Here is a 20,177-nt window from a genome sequence, read left to right on the forward strand (position 1 = left end):
CAAATACGATATACTCAGAGTGATCACTTCGGTGGTCACTCTTTTTTGGGGAGGAATGACATATGTATGGAATGATAGCGCTTTTTGATGAACAAACGGAGAAACGAATTCAAGAGGTATGGGAAGGCTTGAAACAAGAAGGAATTACTTCTTATGCATATGAAGTCTCGAATCGACAACCTCATATAACATTAGCTAGTTACAGTAGTTTGAATGTTGAGGCGTATATCGAACTGATGGACAGCTACTATCAATCGAAGGAGGTTATAAATCTAACATTTAGTACGTTGGGTACGTTCATTCAATCGAGTGCACTTTTTCTTTCACCTACAATCTCATCCGGATTGAGGAGCCTCCACTTAGAGCATCATCGTATATTTGGGGAGTTTAATGATAACGCTGAGTCCTTATATTTGCCGGACTCATGGATTCCGCACTGTACACTGGCAAACAGATTGTCTAAAGAAAAGATGGAAGATGCTTTTGAATATTGTACTGATATTGTAAAACCTATAGCTGGAAAAATTGTAGAGGTGGCATTAATTGAATTAGTAACACCGGTTCACGTTCGAGTATTACATAGAGTAAAATTATCCGCACAAAAGTAACAAAGCTAAGTTACTTAGGTGCATTCTTCTGTCAGGTTTGTCATATGTGACTAGGACCGATAGAAGGGATTGACCAGGAAACGGTGGGGTTTTATCGTTCCTGACGAGGGATATCCACTTCTTGGAGTCTCGGCCAAGTGGCTTGCCAATTCTTTTTATTGATCCGGGCTCGATAAATATGATGGTGTGAAGCGTCATTCGCAAAGGCTGGTGTGGGGCGGAGCTTCAGTCCGACAAGGTCGTCAACGCCGTAAGGAACGGCCAACCTTAAACGTCCGTTCTTGGCGAGACTGACACCGATGGCCGTAACCGTCTCAGGGAAATGGGCCAAGGCGTCGACCGCAGATTGATACGGTGGCAATTGATTGACCAGATGCATGCGGGCCTGGTTTTTGACCGACCAAGGGACGTTCGGTAACAGGTCGTGCAGTTGTGCCTCATACTGTTCTTCAATCGCCTCGTCGATGTGAAATCGGTCAAAGTAGATGACATCGACGTCCTCGGTCGGCGTCGGTACTTCGTAGCCGTGCGCGTCATCCCATATTTTTGCCCGCACGTATCCGGCACAAATTCACCAATCGGGTAAACCGAGCGAAGCGACGATTGTCAACAGACGCATCAGTTCCACATCAGTCTCTAAAAAATGGGTCACATCTTCAGTCGTGTTCAATCCATCTCCTCCTATTCTCTCATCAGCATAGCGTACCTATACAAAAAGCACCTAGACCGGGGTCTAGGTGCTTGTCAGTTACGCTTGAAGTTGCATGCGCTGGCGTTCGATCCACGGCTTCAATTTGAGGAAGAGTGGGACGAACAAGGCGCTGATCAACAACGCTTTGATGAGGTTGAACGGCAGGATGCCATAGAGGACGAGGTCCGTTTTGACTGCCGGTTGCGCCATCTCGGTCATGCCGAAGAAGAACGCATAAGCCGGTAGGATGAGTAAATAGTTCAAGATCGCCAAGCTGAGTGCCATCATGATCGTGCCGGCTACGAGGCCTGAAGCGAGCGCTTTATTCGTTTTACGTTTATGGTAGAACCATGCGACCGGATACATAAAGGCGACACCTGCAAAGAAGTTCGCGACTTCACCGACCGGAACACCGCCACCGTTGAAGACATAGTAGAGGACGTTTTTTAGAGCGACGACCACGACGCCTGCGAGTGGGGAGAAGACGATCCCGGCGACGAGCGCGGGAATGTCACTGAAGTCCACTTTCAGGAACGGTGGTAGGAAAGGCAGCGGGAAGTTAAAGAGCATGAGGACAAAAGAAATGGCCCCGAGCATCGATAGCGTCACCAGTGTTGTCAATCGTTTGTTGCGCGTTGTTTTCATCAAAATCTCTCCTTTTGTCGCTCCTTGATGAATGGCACCCGTCGCATAGAAAAACCCGATTGTATCAAACAATCGGGAGAGTTTACGCGCATACGAAATAGATGTTCTCATCGGTGTTTAGACCACGCCAAAGAAAACATCCGAATATCGGTCGGATGCCGCCATCTTCTCCCATCCAGACTTTACTGTCGGCTCTCGAATCTCACGAAATCAGCAAGCAACGCCTTGCTCGCTCACGGGCTGAGAAGAACTAGTCTTCAATACCGCCGGTCGGGAATTTCACCCTGCCCCGAAGATGGAACGATTTAATTTTTTTTGTTACAGTTTAGTTATACAAGATATTTCACAAAATCTCAAGTCAGTTGACTTGAAGTTAAGATAACGAAGGAGGAGTTCAGATGATTCATTTGACAGAATCAGCCGCATTACAAGTCATCGATATGATGAAACAGACCGAACGCCCCGACGACCAGTACTTGCGGATCAAAGTGCAAGGGGGCGGGTGTACCGGCCTGTCTTACGGGATGGGGTTTGATGAGGATAAGACAGACAAGGACGTTCAGTTTGACCACTATGGTGTCCGTGTCATCGTCGCGGAAGCCGATCACGGGGTCGTCGACGGTCTCGAGATTGACTATAAGCAGTCGATGCTCGGAGGCGGCTTCACGATTAAAAATCCGAACGCCATCGCCACGTGCGGTTGCGGCTCGAGTTTCCGGACGGCATCGAACGCCGGGACACCTGGGGATTGCTAAACAAAAGGCCAATCATGCCTCATGATTGGCCTTTTTTGTATTCAGTCTGTCTCTTCAATCAGAATTAATCGAATGAGTTTCGAAGCCGCGTCTAACTCGATTTGATGTTGCCAAGGACGAAACGCTGTGATTTTACACGTGTCGTTCGTGATGCGGAATGAACAGACGCTCTCTTCCTCTTGGTCAAGGACCGAATAACGGCTGAAGTCCGATAAGCTTTGGTAAATGGCATATTGTGTCGGTAATTCACACGACCATCCTTTTTCTAATGTGATTTGATGCATGCGTCTCGCCTCTTTCTTGTCTATATATATAAGAATAACAAAAAGAGTTAAGGATGTGGAAGATTAGTCGAGAGGATGCAAGGGAAAATGAATAGAGATGTCATTTTATGTAGGAGGGGCAGGGACGATGAGAAAAGTATTGATATTTGGCGGCTCACGCTATTTTGGAAAGCGGTTGGCGCTTCGCTTGGCGGAGGCAGGGGACGATGTGACGATTGTGACGCGTGGACAACTGCAAGTGCCCGAAGCCGAAGGAATCCGGTCGATCAAAGGGGACCGGCAGTCGGTGGCGACGATGAAAGATTTGTCACGCGACCATTATGACCTCGTCTATGACAATATTTGCTTCAACCCGTATCAGGCGAAGATCGCCTCAGACGCGTTCATGGATCAAGTCGGCAAATATGTGCTCACGTCGACGATGTCCGTTTATGCGCCAGGCGCCGAGTTGAAAGAAAGTGACTTCAATCCGCTCCATCATGACTATCATCTCGAGTCCGAACATGACTATGGGCAAGGGAAGCGAGAGGCCGAGTCTTATTTCTTCCATCGTGCCTCGTTCCCGGTCGCGACGGTCCGCTTGCCAATCGTGCTAGGACCGGACGACTATACAGACCGTCTCAAATTTTATATCGACGCCGTCCGACGTGAAGAGCCGATCGTGCTCCATCATTCGGAAGCGAAGATGGGATTCATCTCAAGTTTCGAGGCGGCCGCCTTTTTAGAATGGGTCGGTCGGGCGAATGTGACCGGACCATTCAACGCGGCGAGTGAAGGGGTCATCTCCCTAGGGGCGTTGATGGAGCGGGTCGGCCACCACTTAAATAAACCGGTCCACATCATCAAAGAGGGCGAGTCGTCGCCTTACGATACGGACGTCGACTATTATATGTCGATCGCCGAGGCGAAAAAGGCGGGTTTCGTCTTTACCCAACTCGATGACTGGCTCGACCGGGTCATCCTGCAAACAATCCGCAAATGAAAAATGGCCCTCATCATGAAGATGGGGGCCACATCATTATTTCCCGGCAAATACCGAAGTCGAGTGTTGCGGGTGGCGCGCTGTCGGGTCGACGAGCTGCTTCACTTGGTTGATGGCGATTGGGGCTTCACCGAAGCCGGTCGCAATCAATTTCACTTTTCCTTCGTATGTCGCGATGTCACCACAGGCGAAGATGCCGGCGACCGTCGTCTCCATGCGTGAGTCGACGCGGATCGTATTCTTCTCGAACTCCATGCCCCAGTTTTTGATTGGGCCGAGCGATGAGACGAAACCGTAATTGCAAATGAGGTCGTCAATTTCGACGAATTTCGATTCGCCGTCTTTGTCGGTCAATTCGACTGACTCGATGTGTGTCTCACCTGAGAGTGACTCAATGTTATATGGCGTCCAGACGTTGATCGTCGATGCCTTCATTTGCTCGACTGTATGCTCGTGGGCACGGAAGCGGTCACGGCGGTGAACGATATGGACTTCCTTGGCGATTCCTTCAAGCATGAGCGCCCAGTCGACGGCAGAGTCGCCGCCGCCAGCAATCATGACGCGGCGGTCGCGGAACTTCTCCATGTTGTCGACGAAGTAATGAAGGTTCGCATAGTCTTCGCATCCATCGATGCCGAGCGGACGTGCGGCGAATGCTCCATTCCCGGCCGTGATGATGATGGCTTTCGTATGGTATTCATCTTTGTTCGTCGAAATCTGGAACGTGCCGTCTTCGAGACGTTCGACCGTCTCGACCGTTTCCCCGAGGCGATAGTCCTGTTCAAACTGATCCGCTTGGGCTTTCAATTGGTCAATCAAGTCTTGGGCTTTCACTTTCGGGAAGCCGGCGATGTCGTAAATATATTTTTCTGGATAAAGCGTCGATAGTTGTCCACCGAGTTGTGGCAAACTTTCAATCAACGCCGTATCGAGTTGGCGCATACCCGCGTAAAATGCAGTGAACAGTCCAATCGGACCGCCACCGATGATGATCACATCTTTCGTCGATTTCATCGAATTCCTCCTCAAAACGTATACACCTATTATAGTGACAAACATGAATTAAATCCATTCCCTACAAACATCCTACACATTCAAAAAAAATTCAAGAAGATAAGCTTTTCCGTTGAGAAAACGAAATAAACAGCGTACAATGAACGAGAAGCAATTGTGAACATTGGTTGAACAAGATTTTAGGCTTTATTGTGAACGTTCATGTGAAAAAACACACAACATGACTGTTCAAAAAAACACAACTTTCAAAACAAGGTGGAAATGAACATGAAACGACCTAATATTGTTATTCTTGGCGCAGGTTTTGGTGGACTGATCACAGCAGTGAATCTCCAGAAGACGCTTTCAGCTAGCGACGCGAACATCACGCTCATCAACAAGCATGATTACCATTATCAAACGACATGGCTCCACGAACCAGCGGCGGGAACGATGAAACCGGAGCAAGCTCGGATTTACATCAACGACGTTGTGAACCCGTCACGTGTGAAATTCGTCAAAGGAATCGTCGATCGCGTCGATACTACCGCTAAACAAGTATTACTTGAAGACGGATCGACGGTTGAATATGATTACGTCGTATTCGCGCTTGGCGGTGTACCGGAAACATTCGGGATTCCAGGTCTCAAAGAGAATGCGATGACAATCAGTTCATTGAACAGCGTCCGTAAAATCAAAGAACATATCGAGTACTCGTTCGCTCAATATAAAACGAACGGTTCAGCTGACCGCTCGTACGTGACAATCGTCGTCGGCGGCGCAGGGTTCACGGGCATCGAGTTCCTCGGTGAGCTCGTCAACCGCGTGCCTGAGCTTTGCAAACAGTATGACGTGCCACGTGAAGCGGTTCGCATCGTGAACATCGAGGCGGCTCCGACCGTCCTTCCTGGTTTTGACCCAGAACTTACGACGTATGCACAGAAATGGCTCGAGCGTAACGGTGTGGAGATGAAACTCGGCAACGGCATCAAAGGCGTTGAGCCTGGCGTCGTCACGTTCGGTCCGCTTCAAGGCGACACGACGGAGACGATCGCAGCGAACACGATTCTTTGGACAGGTGGCGTGAGCGGTAGTCCGATTATCGAGAAATCTGGCTTTGAGGCGGTCCGTAACCGTGTCATGGTCGAGGCGGACAACCGTGCCCCGGGTCACGACAACGTCTTCATCATCGGTGACTGCTCGGCTGTCATGGATCCGGTTTCGAATCGTCCATACCCGCCGACTGCCCAAATCGCGACGCAACAAGCGCATAATGTAGCGAAGAACATTGCCTCGCTCATTAACGGGAAACCAACATCGAAATTCAAGTATGAGAGCAAAGGAACAGTCGCTTCACTTGGTCATAACGATGGTATTGGGATCGTTATGGGTAAAAAGATCTTCGGTCGCAACGCTTCATTCATGAAAAAAGTGATCGACAACAAACACTTCCTGGAATTGAGAAAGTACGGTCTCGTCCTCAAAAAAGGTAAATTCTAAACAAGTTGATTAAGTAGCCTGTTCATCTGAACGGGCTACTTTTTTGATGACTCCTTATGGTTCACCTTTGACCTAATGGAAGCCGATTCGGTATAATAGACAACGGGAAAAGGGGGCAATCGCATGCATATCATCCAGGCTGTCATTGGGGCGATTCTTTATTTGGTCATCTTCTTCAGCATCGGTTTCATTTTGAATATGTTGCTTAAAAAAACATGGACGCTCGTGTTCATCTATCCGATTTTCGTCATTATGATGATTGATAACGTCAAGCTCTCAAGTTACATCACAGAGACATCGACCGCGCTCGCTAACGTTTATGAGCGGGTGCTCGGACTCCAGTTTTTGGATGTGTTCATGCTCGGTTTCGGACTACTCGGTGCAATTTTGGCCGGTGTCACGATCCGCTACCTGCGCAAGAGCGGTTACTCAATGTTTTAAAGACGACAGAAATGTTCGTCTTTTTTTGTTTTCCGCCTACTTTTTTAGAAGGCTAACCGATATACTAAATAAGATAACGATTTAATTAGTAAGGGATGCGATACGAATGACATTACCGATGTATACGATCAAGAAAGTGTTGAATAATAGCGTTGTCATTTGCCAACATGATCCGGAACCGGAAGTCATTCTACTCGGGAAAGGGATTGGCTTCGGCAAGAAAGCGGGCGATCTCGTCGACCCGGCCAGCGTCCCGGAGAAAGTATATCAACTGACGGACAAAGAAGAACAATCACAATATCGTGAACTCGTCAAACACGTCGATGAAGATTTCATCGCCTTTATGCAAGACATCGTCGGCTTCATTGAGAGCAACACGGGCAAGAAAGTTGACCAACATATCCATATCGGTTTGACCGACCACTTGTTCTTCACGATGAAGCGGATCGAGCAAGGAATGGAAGTGACGAATCCATTTTTACTCGAGACCGAATCGCTCTATCCGAACGAGTACGCCTTGGCTGAACGAATCGTCGATATGATTCATGAGCGGCTCGACGTGCTGTTGCCGGACGCGGAAATTGGATTTATCGCCCTTCATATCCATTCAGCGACGACGTTTAAAAACGTTCTCGAGGTGAACCGCCACAACCAAATCATCGGGCAAATCGTTCAGACGATTGAGAGTCGTTTGAACGTCAAAATGGACCGAAGTTCACTCGATTATAAGCGCTTACTTCGGCACTTACGGTACGCCGTTGAGCGGGTTGCGACGGGTGAGATGGTGGAGGCCCCACAAAAGATTGAAAAGGTATTGCGCGAAGAATATCCGCTATGCTATAGTACTGCTTGGGAGCTGATGGGCATCATGGAACGCGAATTAAAGCGTCCGGTCCCGCGAGGTGAAGCGACATATTTGACGATGCATCTCCAGCGCCTAACAAGTAGATAACTGATACCACGTATCTTACGTGTTACTGATTCGATCAGGCATGAGTAAGGAGTGGAACGCAACGATTTCTCTATGAGGAGAGGTCTACGTTCTATACCTTATTCATGCCTGTTTCTGTTTTTATAAACGTTCATTATGAAAACGTTTAGATACGTCGGTTGTCTGACATCTACAGTCGTCTTTCCGTACGAAACAATCACAAAAAGGAGGATTTATCATGTTTAAGCAGATCTTTGGTGTTCTTCAAAAAGTCGGTAAAGCGCTTATGCTTCCTGTAGCGATCTTGCCGGCAGCCGGTCTTCTTCTTGCATTCGGTAACGCGATGCAAAACCCGGCCCTCACATCACGCGCTGGTTGGTTAACGAACGAAGGCATTGTGAAATTCGCTCAGCTCATGGAGCAAGCGGGGGGCATCATCTTCTCGAACTTGGCACTCTTATTCGCAGTCGGTGTCGCAATCGGTTTAGCGGGGGACGGCGTTGCCGGACTCGCAGCCATCGTCGGATTCCTCATCATGAACAAAGTGATGGGTGTTTGGCTCGAACTCACACCTGAAGTCATCGCACAAGGTGACCCGGCTTACGCATCAGTACTCGGGATTCCAACGCTCCAAACAGGGGTATTCGGGGGGATTATCATCGGTCTGATTGCCGCTTGGGCATATAATAAGTACTTCAACATCGAATTGCCGCAATTCCTTGGCTTCTTCGCTGGTAAGCGTTTCGTCCCAATCGTCACGGCTGTCTTGGCTGTCGTCGCTGGGTTCGTCATGCTTCTCATCTGGCCACCAGTTCAGCACGGATTGAACTCATTCTCAAACTTCATGTTAGAAGAGAATCGCACGTTCGCGGCATTCATCTTCGGGTTGATTGAACGTTCATTGATTCCATTCGGTCTTCACCACATCTTCTACTCACCGTTCTGGTTCGAGTTCGGCTCGTACACAGATGCAGCGGGTAACGTCGTACGTGGTGACCAAGCGATCTTCTTCGCACAAATTCGCGATGGGGCTGAGCTCACAGCCGGTACGTTCATGACTGGTAAATACCCGTTCATGATGTTCGGTCTTCCAGCTGCAGCACTCGCCATGTACCACGAAGCACGTCCTGAACGTAAAGCAGTCGTCGGCGGCCTCTTGGCTTCGGCAGCCCTCACATCGTTCTTGACTGGTATCACTGAGCCGATTGAGTTCTCATTCTTGTTCGTCGCTCCACTCTTGTTCGCCGTACACGCAGTCTTCGCTGGCCTTTCATTCATGGTCATGCATATCTTGGACGTCAAAATCGGGATGACGTTCTCGGGCGGTTTGATCGACTACCTTCTCTTCGGTGTACTTCCTAACCAAACAGCTTGGTGGCTCGTCATTCCTGTCGGACTCGCGTTCGCGGTCGTTTACTACTTCGGATTCCGTTTCGTAATCCGTAAGTTCAACTTGAAAACACCGGGCCGTGAAGATGAAGTTGTTGAGCAATCAACGGCTACAGGTTCGGAACTTGCACAAGATATCCTCGTTGGTTTCGGTGGTTCGCAAAATATCAAACACCTTGACGCATGCATCACACGTCTTCGCGTCGAAGTGAAAGATAAGAACCTCGTCAATAAAGAAGAATTGAAACGTCTCGGGGCAGCTGGTGTCCTTGAAGTCGGTAACAACGTACAAGCGATTTTCGGACCACGTTCTGATGCATTGAAATCAGAAATGCAAGCGGTCATCGCTTCAGGTAACGAAAAGAAAGCAAACTAAGTGTTAAGCCAATCCGTTAAGGGTTGGCTTTTTTTGTATGGGTGAAACGGTTTCAGTCTACTAATAGGTGGGGAAAAGTAAGTATTCTGACAAAAGGAGGGACCATGATGTGGAAGAAAGTGTTCGGTGTTTTGCAGCGAATCGGGAAGGCACTCATGCTTCCGGTTGCGATTCTACCGGCAGCCGGTCTATTACTCGCATTTGGTACGGCGTTCCAAAACCCTGATCTCGTTTCGCTTTTACCTTTCTTGGAAAACGACGCACTCGTCCTCGTCTGGCAAGTCATGACCGATGCCGGGGATATCGTGTTTGCCAATCTAGGTCTACTGTTCGCTGTCGGTGTCGCCATCGGGCTAGCCAACGGGGACGGTGTTGCCGGGTTAGCAGCTATCGTCGGTTATTTGATTATGAACAAGGTCATCAGTACGTGGAACGGGATTACCGCGGAAATTGCCCAGGGTGACCCGGCCTATGCATCGGTACTCGGGATTCCGACGCTCCAAATGGGGGTGTTCGGGGGGATTATCGCAGGTCTCATCGCCGCATTCGCGTACAACAAGTACTTCAACATCAAGTTGCCGGACTTCTTAGGATTCTTTGCCGGGAAGCGGTTCGTGCCGATTGCGACCGCCGCGTTCAGTTTGGTGATCGGGATCGCACTCGCCTATATTTGGCCGCCGATCGGTTCGGCCATCAACACGTTCTCGAGCACGATCATTGAAGCGAACGTCGCCGTGTCTGCCTTCGTCTTTGGTTTAGTCGAACGATCGCTAATCCCGTTCGGTCTGCACCACATTTGGTATTCTCCGTTTTGGTTCCAGTTCGGGGAATATACGAACCAAGCGGGAGATCTCGTCCAAGGGGACCAACGGATCTTCTTCGCTCAACTTCGTGACGGGGTCGAATTTACGGCCGGGACGTATATGACCGGGAAATTCCCGTTCATGATGTTCGGTTTGCCTGCTGCCTGTCTCGCCATGTTCCACACGGTCCCGAAAGAGCGTCGTAAAGACGTCGAAGGACTTTACTTCTCAGCAGCCCTCACTTCATTTTTGACGGGAATCACCGAGCCGGTCGAATTCTCGTTCGTCTTCGTTGCCCCTCTTCTCTTTGGTATTCATGCCGTCTTCGCTGGACTTTCTTTTATGACGATGCACTTGCTCAACGTTAAAATCGGGATGACGTTCTCGGGCGGACTCATCGACTATCTGTTGTTCGGAGTGTTGCCGAACCGGACAGCCTGGTGGCTCGTCATTCCAGTCGGTCTCGTCTTCGCAGTCATCTATTACTTTGGGTTCCGCTTCGCCATCACAAAGTTCGACTTGAAAATTCCGGGGCGCGAAACTGTCGCCGAAGGAAAAGGCGCCCGGACTGTCGTCGGGGACGATCTTCCGCATGAAGTGCTCGTCGGTCTCGGTGGACCAGAGAACATCAAGCACCTCGATGCTTGTATCACGCGTCTCCGGGTCACCGTGAACGATGTGAAACAAGTCGATAAAGACTTGCTAAAAGATCTCGGGGCGGCCGGGGTGCTCGAGGTCGGGGACAATATTCAAGCCATCTTCGGGCCGAAATCGGATACGCTCAAATCGCAAATCGCGGCCATCATCGAAGGCGGCGAGTATCGTGCGAAAGAGAAACCTGTGGTCACACCAGGTACTGCCAACAACCAAAACCATCAATTTTTGGCACCAATGTCGGGAACAATCTTGTCGCTTGATGACGTGCCAGACCAAGTCTTCTCAGGACGGATGATGGGGGATGGATTTGCGATTGAACCAAGCAATGGGAAAGTGGTTTCTCCATTCGCTGGTACCGTCACCACATTCTTCCCGACCAAACATGCGATCGGACTGCTCGCAGACGATGGACGCGAAATTCTCATCCACGTCGGTCTAGATACGGTCAACCTTAAAGGTGAAGGATTTGATGCGAAAGTGAAAGAAGGCGATCGTGTGAAGGCGGGCGACGTCTTATTGGAAGTCAATTTGGATTCGATTCGAGATAATGTCCCATCGTTAATCACACCGATCATTTTAACGAATGGTGATGGGAAACGAGTCATTGTCTCGTATGGAGAGACAATTGTCGCCGGGGAAGAACTCGACTTCCAAATCGTTGACCGGACCGAGTAACGTTTCTTAGCTTATATCAATCAATCGCACAACAGAATGCAACGCAAAAAAAGATTTGTCTCGACAAGAGACAAATCTTTTTTGTAGGCATCGACTTATTATTTTTTGATATCGAATTTTTCACTGAGGAAGTTCACGACTTCTTCAGCTGTATCCATGTTGAGGACATCGTTGACGATCGCTTCTGTTTCCGACTTCGTCAAACGCTTCACGAGGCTACGTGCGCGAAGGACGCTTGAAGCCGACATCGAGAACTCGTCAAGACCGAGTCCAAGAAGGATTGGAATCGCAAGCTCTTCTCCAGCCATCTCGCCACACATACCGACCCATTTACCAGCTTTGTGTGCTTCAGTGATGACGTTGTGGAGCAGGTTCAGGATGGCCGGGTTGAACGGTTGGTACAAGTACGAGACTTTCTCGTTCATGCGGTCCGCTGCCATCGTGTATTGAATCAAGTCGTTCGTGCCGACTGAGAAGAAGTCGACTTCTTTCGCGAATTGCTTCGCCATGACGGCTGTCGATGGGATCTCGACCATCATCCCAGTCTCGTAGTTACCGACAGCGATGCCTTCTGCTTTCAACTTCGCTTCTTCTTCGAGAAGGAGTGCTTTGGCCGCACGGAATTCTTCAAGTGTCGCGATCATTGGGAACATGATGGCGAGATCACCGTGCGCTGAAGCACGGAGAAGGGCGCGGAGCTGTGTGCGGAACAAGTCCGTCTCTTCGAGGCAAAGGCGAATCGCGCGATAGCCGAGGAACGGGTTCATTTCTTTCGGGAGGTCGAGGTAAGACAATTCTTTATCTCCACCAATATCGAGCGTACGGATGACGACTTGTTTGCCGTCCATACCTTCGAGTACTGCTTTATACGCTTTATATTGCTCTTCTTCCGTCGGGAACGTTTCTGAGTCCATGTAGAGGAACTCGGTCCGGTAAAGGCCGATGGCGTCAGCGCCGTTTTTCAATACGCCTTCGAGGTCGTTCGGTGTCCCGATGTTTGCCGCAAGTTTGACTTTGTGGCCGTCGGCTGTGACCGACTCTTCGTTGACGAGTTGTTTCAACTCTTCTTTATACGCTTCGAACGAAGCGCGTTTTTCAACGTATTCATTGACGAGTTCTTCAGACGGGTTGACGAACACATCGCCCTCTGTCCCGTCGATGACGACGAGGTCGCCGTTCTTGATTTCTTCAAGTGCTACTTTTGTACCGACGACAGCCGGGATTTCGAGTGAACGAGACATGATTGCCGAGTGAGACGTACGTCCACCGATGTTCGTCGCGAATCCTTTGACGAACTTACGGTTGAGTTGAGCCGTGTCAGACGGTGTCAAATCTTCAGCGATGATGATGACTTCTTCTGAGATTGAGGCTGGCGTCATAAATGTGACACCGAGAATGTGCGCCATGACGCGTTTCGTGACGTCACGAACGTCGGCAGCGCGCTCACGCATGTACTCGTTGTCCATCGATTCAAAAATCATGACCATCATTTGAGCGACTTCATCGAGCGCCTTCGCAGCGTTCATGTGTTCGCTTTCAATTTTGTCGTTCACTTGTGAGACGATCTCCGGATCTTCGACGATGAGCAAGTGGGCCGAGAAAATCTCTGCCTTGTCTTCACCGAGTTCACGAAGCGTGATTTGACGGATTTCTTCGAGTTCTGTTTTTGACTGAGCGATTGCCGCTTGGAAACGGGCTTTCTCAGCTGCTACGTCCTCGATTTTGTTTGTCGGGATGTCGAATGAAGGTGTCTCCATGACGAATGCTTTCGCAACTGCGATTCCTGCAGATGCGCCAATACCTTTAATGTGTGACATAAGCGTAGTCCCTCTCTTCAAAGAAATAGTGGTTTCCAACGTTATCTCGTTAGTTCTTACCCGAAATGAAAAAGGAACTAACGAAAACGTGGAAGATTAGAGTAGCAACGGTCTACTACTAGGGGAAGCCTCGACCGAACAAAATGGCTTCGCCTCAACAGGGAGGGATGCCTGATTGCGTACTTTCTTATCCTATCATAAAATAAATCATCGTCACAACGAGGAGTTGACGCCTGAATTCGAAGATTTATTGACTCTTACGCATACTGTTTCATTATTTCGCTGAAGTTCGTTATGCTAACCATATATAAAGAAGGGAAGTGGCAAACATGTATCAAGTGAAAGACCTGGATTGGAACGGTTCATATGACACGATTGTCGTCGGAATCGGCGCTGCCGACACGATTGAGGAAGGACTCGATTCATTGTTTAATGGACGCGTCAAAGCATTGATTCAATCGGCAGATATTTTAACGAAAACAGGTGAAGTGTCCATCGTCCCGACGTTTAAGGGAACGGTTAAACGGATCCTATTCGTCGGTCTCGGACAACGGAACGAAAATACGGTTGAAAATGTGCGCAATTGGTTCGGGAAAGTCGCCAAACACATCAAAGCCCGTGCCTTCACGGACGTCGCGGTCGCCCTCGACACGTTCGGACCGAACACGGCGAAACTGTTTGCCGAAGCGTATGAGATGGCGACGTATGAACACCCTACATACAAATCTGGGCCGAAACCGGCGAAACCGGACGTGACGATCACGTTGCTCGGGGCTGTTGCAGAGGAAGAGGCGTTGACTGGTGCCGCTTATGGACGTGGTGTCAATGTGGCGCGGTCGCTCACGATGATGCCGGCCAATATCTTGACGTCAGAAGTGCTTGCGGACTATGCGGTCGAGTTGGCCGAGCGTCACGGCTTTAAACATCGCATCATTGAGAAAGAAGAGATGGAAGGACTCGGAATGGGCGCGCTCCTTGCCGTCAACCAAGGGTCGACGATTCCGCCGAAGTTGATTGTGCTCGAATATCGCGGGGCTGGAGACGAGGCGCCTGTCGCTGTCGTCGGAAAAGGCGTCACATTTGATACGGGCGGTTACTCAATCAAGCCAAAAGACGGCATCGTCGGGATGAAAGGAGATATGGGCGGCGCCGCAACGGTAATCGGTCTATTCGAGACGCTTGCGACGACAAAACCGAACGTGAACGTCATCGGGGTCATTCCATCGACGGACAACATGATCTCAGGGGACGCATTCAAGCCAGACGATGTCATCACGGCGATGAACGGGAAGACGATTGAAGTGCTCAATACGGATGCGGAAGGTCGTCTCGTCCTCGCCGACGCCGTCACGTTCGCAAAGACGTATGAACCACAAGCGATCATCGATGTGGCCACGCTCACAGGGGGGGTGCTCGTCGCGCTCGGTACAGAAGTGACAGGTTGCCTGACGAACGATGCGTCGCTCTACGGCGCCTTAGAAGCTGCGAGCCGTGACACGAACGAACTAGTCTGGCAGATGCCATACTTCGATGTCTTCATCAATCAAGTGCGTAAGTCAGAAGTTGCCGACTTGAACAACTCACCGGGCCGTTACGGCCATATGATTTTCGGCGGTGCGTTCGTAGGTGAGTTCGTCGGTGACACGCCTTGGCTCCACCTCGATATCGCTGGGACGAGTGAACGTTCGGCCGCGAACGATCTCGGACCAAAAGGACCGACTGGCGTCATGGTGCGCACGCTCGCCTCGATGCTTGAAGGATGGGACCGTTGAAAATTGGATTTGTATTGATCGGTTTGGCCGTCGTCTCCGGTCTCGGATACACGGCTTGGCCAAGCCGTTTGTTGTTAGGGGTGACCGTCTTTTGTGCGGTGCTCGGAGTGTTGTTTTTGATGCAGGAGGGACGCCGTGGTCGGAGTAGGAATTGATGGCGCGCGCGGGAGCTGGGTACGAATCACGTACGACAGCATCTCGCTCTGTTTGACCATCTCAGAGAAGTTGGAAGATTTATTGATTGAAGGGGCCGTGCATTTTGTTGACATGCCAAAAGATTTGGGCTCGATCGACCAGCCGGACCGGACTTGTGATGCCTGGATGAGGTCGCAATTGAAAGAGCGGAAGTCATCGATTTTCACACCGCCGATTCAAGACGTGCTCATGGAAGCGTCTTATAGAGAGGCGAACGCGAAGAGTCGTGAACTGGTCGGAAAAGGAATCAGCAAACAAGCGTGGAACCTTGTGCCGCGGATTCGAGAGTTTCAAACGGTCACGGCGGCGGACGTCTATGAGTCACATCCGGAAGTGTGCTTCGCCGTCATGACGGGGAACGAGGCGCGTTTTAGCAAGAAGACCGAGGCGGGAGAACTCGAACGGATCGAGTTGTTGCGTCGCTATTCAAAAAGCTCGCCTTGGAAATGGAAGATGTCGAACGTGCAAGTCGATGACATTATCGACGCTTGTATGTTGGCCGTTGCCGCCTATGAGGCAGGTACGACCGGGATGGTGACGCATCCGGATCAAACTGAAGGCGTGCCGTTCGTTGCGGTACCGAAGACGAAAGAGCGATGACGCGTCATCGCTCTTTTGGTGTCGTCGGCCCGAGGACGAACCGCCACATATAGTGAAACACTTGGGCGTTATAGAGTGCCTTGAGCAGAACGGCCAAGACGGGTCCTAAGATGAAGCCGAGCACCCCGAACAGTTGTAACCCTACAAAAATCGAGATGAGGGCGGCGAGCGGGTCGAGCCCGATGTGAGAGCCGACGATTTTCGGCTCGGCCAAGTTGCGTTGGACGATGACGACGATATACAAGATGACGAGACCGATGGCAAGGAACCAGTCGCCCGTGACGGCTGCATAAGCAGCCCATGGCAATAGCAGGGTCCCGACGCCGAGGTACGGCAACAAGTCGAAGATAGCCGCTAGCAGGGCGAACGAGAACGGGTTGTCGACACGGAGAATGAGCATGCCGATTAAGACGATTCCGAATGTGATCGAGATGAGCGTCAATTGCGCCCTTACATATCCGAACAAGGCCAAACGTAAATTCGTCATGACGAGTTCGAACTCTTTGAATCCTTTTCGTTCATTTAAACGTTTAATCGACCGCATGTAGACGTGCCAATCTTTCGTGATGAAGAACCAGGCGAGCACGATGACGATGAACAAGAGCAAGACGAGCGGTAAGGCGCTCAAGATGTCTTGCAACAAGCCGGCGATTCCTCGGGACAAGATGCCGATCGCGGCGCCGAGTTGGACGCCGATCTCAGTGATGCCACCTTCGAGCGAGTCCGCTTGACCGGGGTTCAACCGTTGGATGCTGTCATAGGCATCGTTGACCAACGGGGCGAGCTTTTGATTAAACAAGCGTTGTATGTATTCAGTGAATGTCTCAATCTGAGCAGGCAGTCTTTCCGCCGCAATCGTCAAATAGCGGATGAGCTGGGTCACGACGATGGCAATCACGCCACTAACAATGCTCATGACGATCAACAAAGAAACAAGTGTCCCGAGAGCCCGGGGCAATTTAGTCTCACGCTCGAACCAATTGACGAGCGGGACCGTCAACAAGGATAACAAGAGAGCAAACACGAAAGGATACGTGTACGTGAAAAGAAGGCTCAGTCCTCGAACGACGAGAATGAGTCCAATGATGACGAGCAGAAAACGAAGTAATTGCCAAAGCCTAACTGGCGACACAGTACATGGCCCCTTTCTTAACAATTGGATTGAGCATAGTATACCATGTGACTGGTAAATACAGAGGATGGATAGGTGATTAACCATGAAAGAAATGCAACAAAAAGTTGATCAAATGATCATTCATTTGGGTGGATATTGGAAGCCTTTGTCGGGCCTTGCGCGATTATTAGAAGAAGTGGGCGAAGTAGGCGGTGCGCTTTATGATAGTGACCAAGTCGCTTTAGAAGAAGAATTGATGGACGTCTTTGTCATTTCTACATGCCTGGCTAATCAGTACGCGATTGAGTTAACTGATCAATCAAGATCCGGAGGCAGGCAATCGACAGATTATGCATATTATAGTCTTGTCCGAGAGGCTGGCGAAGTGGCTCGTATTTTAAATGCGTATGAAGGTGACAAGAAGTTGAAGGCGACGGCAACTCCTGGTTCTTTGCAACATCGGATCGAAGCGGTCCAACGGGCTGTATTTGACATCGCACAAATCATTGAGTTCGATTTGTATGCCAAAATTGGTGTGCTAATCGAAGATAAATCAGCGAGAGACTTTGGCCGATTCGATGAAACGCCTGACCCGATTACGGAATCATCGGTTCGCCTGTACAAATCATTCGTGCCAGGTCGATATTGGGGTGGAATTAAAGCTAAACCTTCAGAGACAGCGTGCCGATACAGAGAAAGAGAATATAACTTATCGCGTTTTTTCAAAATCGCTGTAGCGGAGGGGCTAGATGGCTTCGTCATTTGTCAGCCGAGTGAACCGATGACCGTCTTGTCTTCTTTTGAAGAGGATTGGCAATTACCAAGCACGTTTAAAGTCGAAGAAGAATGCCACGAATCTACCAAATTTATCATCATCCGGAAAAAATGCTAAAAAGATATTCCCCTTTTTAGTAAAAAATATTCATCTTTTTTTCAAATACTTACTTTTTTTTTAAAAGCGTTATGCTAATATGAAGTTGTTGTTAGTAGTAAGTAGCCCGAGAAGAAAGGAATATTTTGGATGAAAATGAAGCTATTGAAAGTTGCCCTCATCTTATCGCTCTTAATGTTCGGTGCCCAAATCCCTTCGATTGAAGCATCTACGTTAGACGGCGAGACGACTATCAATTTGAACGTCCGATCGACTCCGAACGTATATGGAAAATTAATCACTACATTGCCAAAGGGTACTAAAGTAAAATATGGTACCTATAACAAATCATGGCATAAATTGTATATGAATAATCGTACGTACTATGTTTCGGCCCCGTATATTAAACGAATTAGCGCGTCTCCGACAATGCTATCGACGCAAAGCACCGAATCGACGGGTGTGACGACTGAGAACTTGAATATACGCGTATCGTCGCATCGTGACGCCAGAATTATCACTACGCTAAAAAAAGGCACGGAAGTCCGTCATACGGAGCATAACCGCTCATGGTCGAAAGTGTTTTTAAATGGCAAGACGTACTATGCGGCTAGTGCTTATATCGCACCAAAGTTAACCGTTTCAGCTCCAAAAAAACAGGTGGGATATACGAACCGTAATATTCAATTGTTCAATGGGACGCTCCAATCATCATCGGTCGTAAAAACCATTCCGGTCAATCAGGCGATTACGTTTAGCATTCATAACTCGAGTTGGTCTGTAGTGTATGAGGGAACTAAATCATACTTTACTCCGACAAGAGGGATCACTGCGGGAACACTAAAACCAGCGACTACAAAAGAAACCGGTTATGCGAACCGTGAACTTAAATTGTTTGGAGCGCGTAATCAGGCCTCGGCGGTTTTAAAAGTGCTTCCGCTCAATGCGGTCATTGAGTCTAGCAAATACAATTCGAGTTGGTCGACTGTCTATATTGGCAACGAAACGTTCTTCACAGCTACAGCGTGGATTACACCGGGTGCCGTTCCAGTTGAACCGCCGCCGACGATGACACCGGAACCGGTTGAGACGAAGTCACAAGGATACGCCAACCGTGACCTCAACTTGTTCGGGAAAACACACCAAAGTTCATCTGTCTTGCTCGTCTTGCCACGGTATACGGCAGTCACGTATAGCCCATACAATTCGAGTTGGTCGAAAGTCTATATCGGTACTAAAACTTACTTCACACCGACTTCTTGGCTCACGCTCGGTAAAGCTCCAACTGCACCAGCGGCTGTACCTCTAGGGAAAGTCTATGTCAACACACCAGGCGATGTCTTGAATGTTCGTTCTAGCGCTTCAGCGAGTTCGACTATTCTTGGCCGGCTCTCTCACGGTACTGAAATCGAGCATTATGGATCAGCAAACGGGTTTTACAAAGTCAAATTTAACAATCGTGACGGCTTTATTTCAACTGTGTTTGCATCGACGGTAAAACCTAGCACGGAGACTGCTGTCATTGTGCTCGACGCAGGTCATGGCGGAACAGACCCAGGAGCAGGCCGCAGCTCTCTATATGAAAAAACGGTCGTTCTTGACGTGACGAAGCGGGTCGAAGCTTATCTTCGCTCGAAGTATGGATATGAAGTCCGCTTGACTCGATCGACTGACGTGTATTTGACACTCGGTCAGCGTGTGCAAGCGGCTAAAAACCTGCGTGGCGATTTGTTCGTCAGTTTACACACGAACGCAGCAGGTTCGACTGCCGCGCAAGGGATTGAAACGTTCTACTCGACGAGCTCGGCGCATAGCGCGAAAAGCCGCGTACTCGCCACGAACATCCAATCGAACTTGCTAGGTAAAATGTCTGGAATGAGAAACCGCGGCGTCAAGACGGCGAATTATTACGTCATCACTTATAATACGATGCCATCTGCGCTCGTTGAACTCGGTTTCATCTCTTCTCCTTCAGATATTGTCCACCTCCGAAGCACTACTTCCCGCCAACGGATGGCAGAAGGTGTCGCCGAAGGGATTGCTCAGTACGTACGCGCTTACCATTAAATTTTATCCGT

General features: G+C 49.4%; 19 protein-coding genes and 1 riboswitch. Of the genes, 13 read left to right on the forward strand and 6 right to left on the reverse strand.

Annotation, left to right across the window (positions count from 1 at the left end; genetic code table 11):
- The first annotated feature begins 62 nt into the window (after positions 1–62).
- Positions 63–608 (forward strand): 2'-5' RNA ligase family protein, encoded by a 546-nt coding sequence (locus tag DPV68_RS10980; RefSeq protein ID WP_114166855.1) that lies wholly within the window; start codon positions 63–65, stop codon positions 606–608.
- Between the two features lie 91 nt (positions 609–699).
- Here DPV68_RS10980 and DPV68_RS10985 read toward each other — a convergent pair whose 3' ends face one another.
- Both DPV68_RS10985 and DPV68_RS10990 read right to left on the reverse strand, forming a co-directional pair.
- Positions 700–1,179, reverse strand: a complete 480-nt coding sequence (locus DPV68_RS10985) for a nucleotidyltransferase family protein (protein ID WP_304529352.1) — start codon at positions 1,177–1,179, stop codon at positions 700–702.
- 177 nt (positions 1,180–1,356) lie between these two features.
- Positions 1,357–1,944, reverse strand: a complete 588-nt coding sequence (locus DPV68_RS10990; RefSeq protein WP_114166889.1) for an ECF transporter S component — start codon at positions 1,942–1,944, stop codon at positions 1,357–1,359.
- A 159-nt stretch (positions 1,945–2,103) separates the two neighbouring features.
- Positions 2,104–2,245, reverse strand: a riboswitch (FMN riboswitch).
- A 97-nt stretch (positions 2,246–2,342) separates the two neighbouring features.
- On the opposite strand from DPV68_RS10990, the gene DPV68_RS10995 reads away from it, so the two are divergent.
- On the forward strand, positions 2,343–2,699 hold the full coding sequence (locus DPV68_RS10995) for a HesB/IscA family protein (protein ID WP_029595119.1): 357 nt from the start codon (positions 2,343–2,345) through the stop codon (positions 2,697–2,699).
- Between the two features lie 41 nt (positions 2,700–2,740).
- On the opposite strand, the gene DPV68_RS11000 is transcribed toward DPV68_RS10995, so the two are convergent.
- Positions 2,741–2,983: a hypothetical protein gene (locus tag DPV68_RS11000; protein WP_029595120.1), complete on the reverse strand. Its 243-nt coding sequence runs from the start codon at positions 2,981–2,983 to the stop codon at positions 2,741–2,743.
- 127 nt (positions 2,984–3,110) lie between these two features.
- Here DPV68_RS11000 and DPV68_RS11005 point away from each other — a divergent pair, with 127 nt between their 5' ends.
- Entirely contained in the window at positions 3,111–3,965 is an 855-nt protein-coding gene (locus tag DPV68_RS11005; protein WP_114166856.1) for an NAD-dependent epimerase/dehydratase family protein, read from the forward strand.
- A gap of 36 nt (positions 3,966–4,001) precedes the next feature.
- Here the strand turns inward: DPV68_RS11005 and DPV68_RS11010 are convergent, their stop codons facing one another.
- Complete coding sequence (locus DPV68_RS11010) at positions 4,002–4,979, reverse strand: NAD(P)/FAD-dependent oxidoreductase (RefSeq protein WP_114166857.1); 978 nt, start codon at positions 4,977–4,979, stop codon at positions 4,002–4,004.
- A gap of 267 nt (positions 4,980–5,246) precedes the next feature.
- On the opposite strand from DPV68_RS11010, the gene DPV68_RS11015 reads away from it, so the two are divergent.
- The 5 genes from DPV68_RS11015 (at position 5,247) to ptsG (DPV68_RS11035) (ending at position 11,730) form a co-directional block, all read left to right on the forward strand.
- Complete coding sequence (locus tag DPV68_RS11015) at positions 5,247–6,458, forward strand: NAD(P)/FAD-dependent oxidoreductase (protein ID WP_114166858.1); 1,212 nt, start codon at positions 5,247–5,249, stop codon at positions 6,456–6,458.
- A 123-nt stretch (positions 6,459–6,581) separates the two neighbouring features.
- On the forward strand, positions 6,582–6,899 hold the full coding sequence (locus tag DPV68_RS11020) for a YuiB family protein (protein WP_021065526.1): 318 nt from the start codon (positions 6,582–6,584) through the stop codon (positions 6,897–6,899).
- A gap of 106 nt (positions 6,900–7,005) precedes the next feature.
- Complete coding sequence (glcT, locus tag DPV68_RS11025) at positions 7,006–7,851, forward strand: glucose PTS transporter transcription antiterminator GlcT (protein ID WP_114166859.1); 846 nt, start codon at positions 7,006–7,008, stop codon at positions 7,849–7,851.
- 217 nt (positions 7,852–8,068) lie between these two features.
- Positions 8,069–9,595 (forward strand): glucose-specific PTS transporter subunit IIBC, encoded by a 1,527-nt coding sequence (gene ptsG / locus DPV68_RS11030; RefSeq protein ID WP_114166860.1) that lies wholly within the window; start codon positions 8,069–8,071, stop codon positions 9,593–9,595.
- A 107-nt stretch (positions 9,596–9,702) separates the two neighbouring features.
- Entirely contained in the window at positions 9,703–11,730 is a 2,028-nt protein-coding gene (gene ptsG, locus DPV68_RS11035; protein WP_114166861.1) for a glucose-specific PTS transporter subunit IIBC, read from the forward strand.
- Positions 11,731–11,828: 98 nt separating this feature from the next.
- Here the strand turns inward: ptsG (DPV68_RS11035) and ptsP are convergent, their stop codons facing one another.
- Positions 11,829–13,547 (reverse strand): phosphoenolpyruvate--protein phosphotransferase, encoded by a 1,719-nt coding sequence (gene ptsP, locus DPV68_RS11040; RefSeq protein ID WP_114166862.1) that lies wholly within the window; start codon positions 13,545–13,547, stop codon positions 11,829–11,831.
- A gap of 329 nt (positions 13,548–13,876) precedes the next feature.
- Between ptsP and DPV68_RS11045 the strand changes: the two genes are divergently transcribed.
- Genes DPV68_RS11045 through DPV68_RS11050 form a run of 3 tightly spaced genes read left to right on the forward strand, consistent with a single transcriptional unit; the run spans position 13,877 to position 16,114 of the window.
- Positions 13,877–15,319: a leucyl aminopeptidase gene (locus tag DPV68_RS11045; RefSeq protein WP_114166863.1), complete on the forward strand. Its 1,443-nt coding sequence runs from the start codon at positions 13,877–13,879 to the stop codon at positions 15,317–15,319.
- A complete protein-coding gene (locus DPV68_RS14860; protein WP_198662296.1) occupies positions 15,316–15,474 on the forward strand; it encodes a hypothetical protein in 159 nt (52 codons plus the stop codon). Before DPV68_RS11045 ends, DPV68_RS14860 begins: the two co-directional genes overlap by 4 nt.
- Positions 15,455–16,114: a DUF429 domain-containing protein gene (locus DPV68_RS11050; RefSeq protein ID WP_114166864.1), complete on the forward strand. Its 660-nt coding sequence runs from the start codon at positions 15,455–15,457 to the stop codon at positions 16,112–16,114. Before DPV68_RS14860 ends, DPV68_RS11050 begins: the two co-directional genes overlap by 20 nt.
- A 4-nt stretch (positions 16,115–16,118) precedes the next feature.
- Here the strand turns inward: DPV68_RS11050 and ytvI are convergent, their stop codons facing one another.
- The gene (gene ytvI, locus DPV68_RS11055; RefSeq protein WP_114166865.1) at positions 16,119–17,246 is read right to left on the reverse strand and encodes a sporulation integral membrane protein YtvI; all 1,128 of its coding nucleotides are present in this window, start codon (positions 17,244–17,246) and stop codon (positions 16,119–16,121) included.
- Between the two features lie 85 nt (positions 17,247–17,331).
- Here ytvI and DPV68_RS11060 point away from each other — a divergent pair, with 85 nt between their 5' ends.
- Positions 17,332–18,120 carry a MazG nucleotide pyrophosphohydrolase domain-containing protein gene (locus tag DPV68_RS11060; RefSeq protein ID WP_114166866.1) on the forward strand — a complete coding sequence of 263 codons (789 nt, stop codon included), beginning with the start codon at positions 17,332–17,334 and terminating at the stop codon, positions 18,118–18,120.
- Positions 18,121–18,255: 135 nt separating this feature from the next.
- Entirely contained in the window at positions 18,256–20,166 is a 1,911-nt protein-coding gene (locus DPV68_RS11065; RefSeq protein ID WP_232819609.1) for an N-acetylmuramoyl-L-alanine amidase family protein, read from the forward strand.
- The last annotated feature ends 11 nt before the right edge of the window (positions 20,167–20,177 follow it).

This window comes from Exiguobacterium sp. TNDT2, assembly GCF_003331145.1.
Classification (GTDB): Bacteria; Bacillota; Bacilli; order Exiguobacteriales; family Exiguobacteriaceae; genus Exiguobacterium.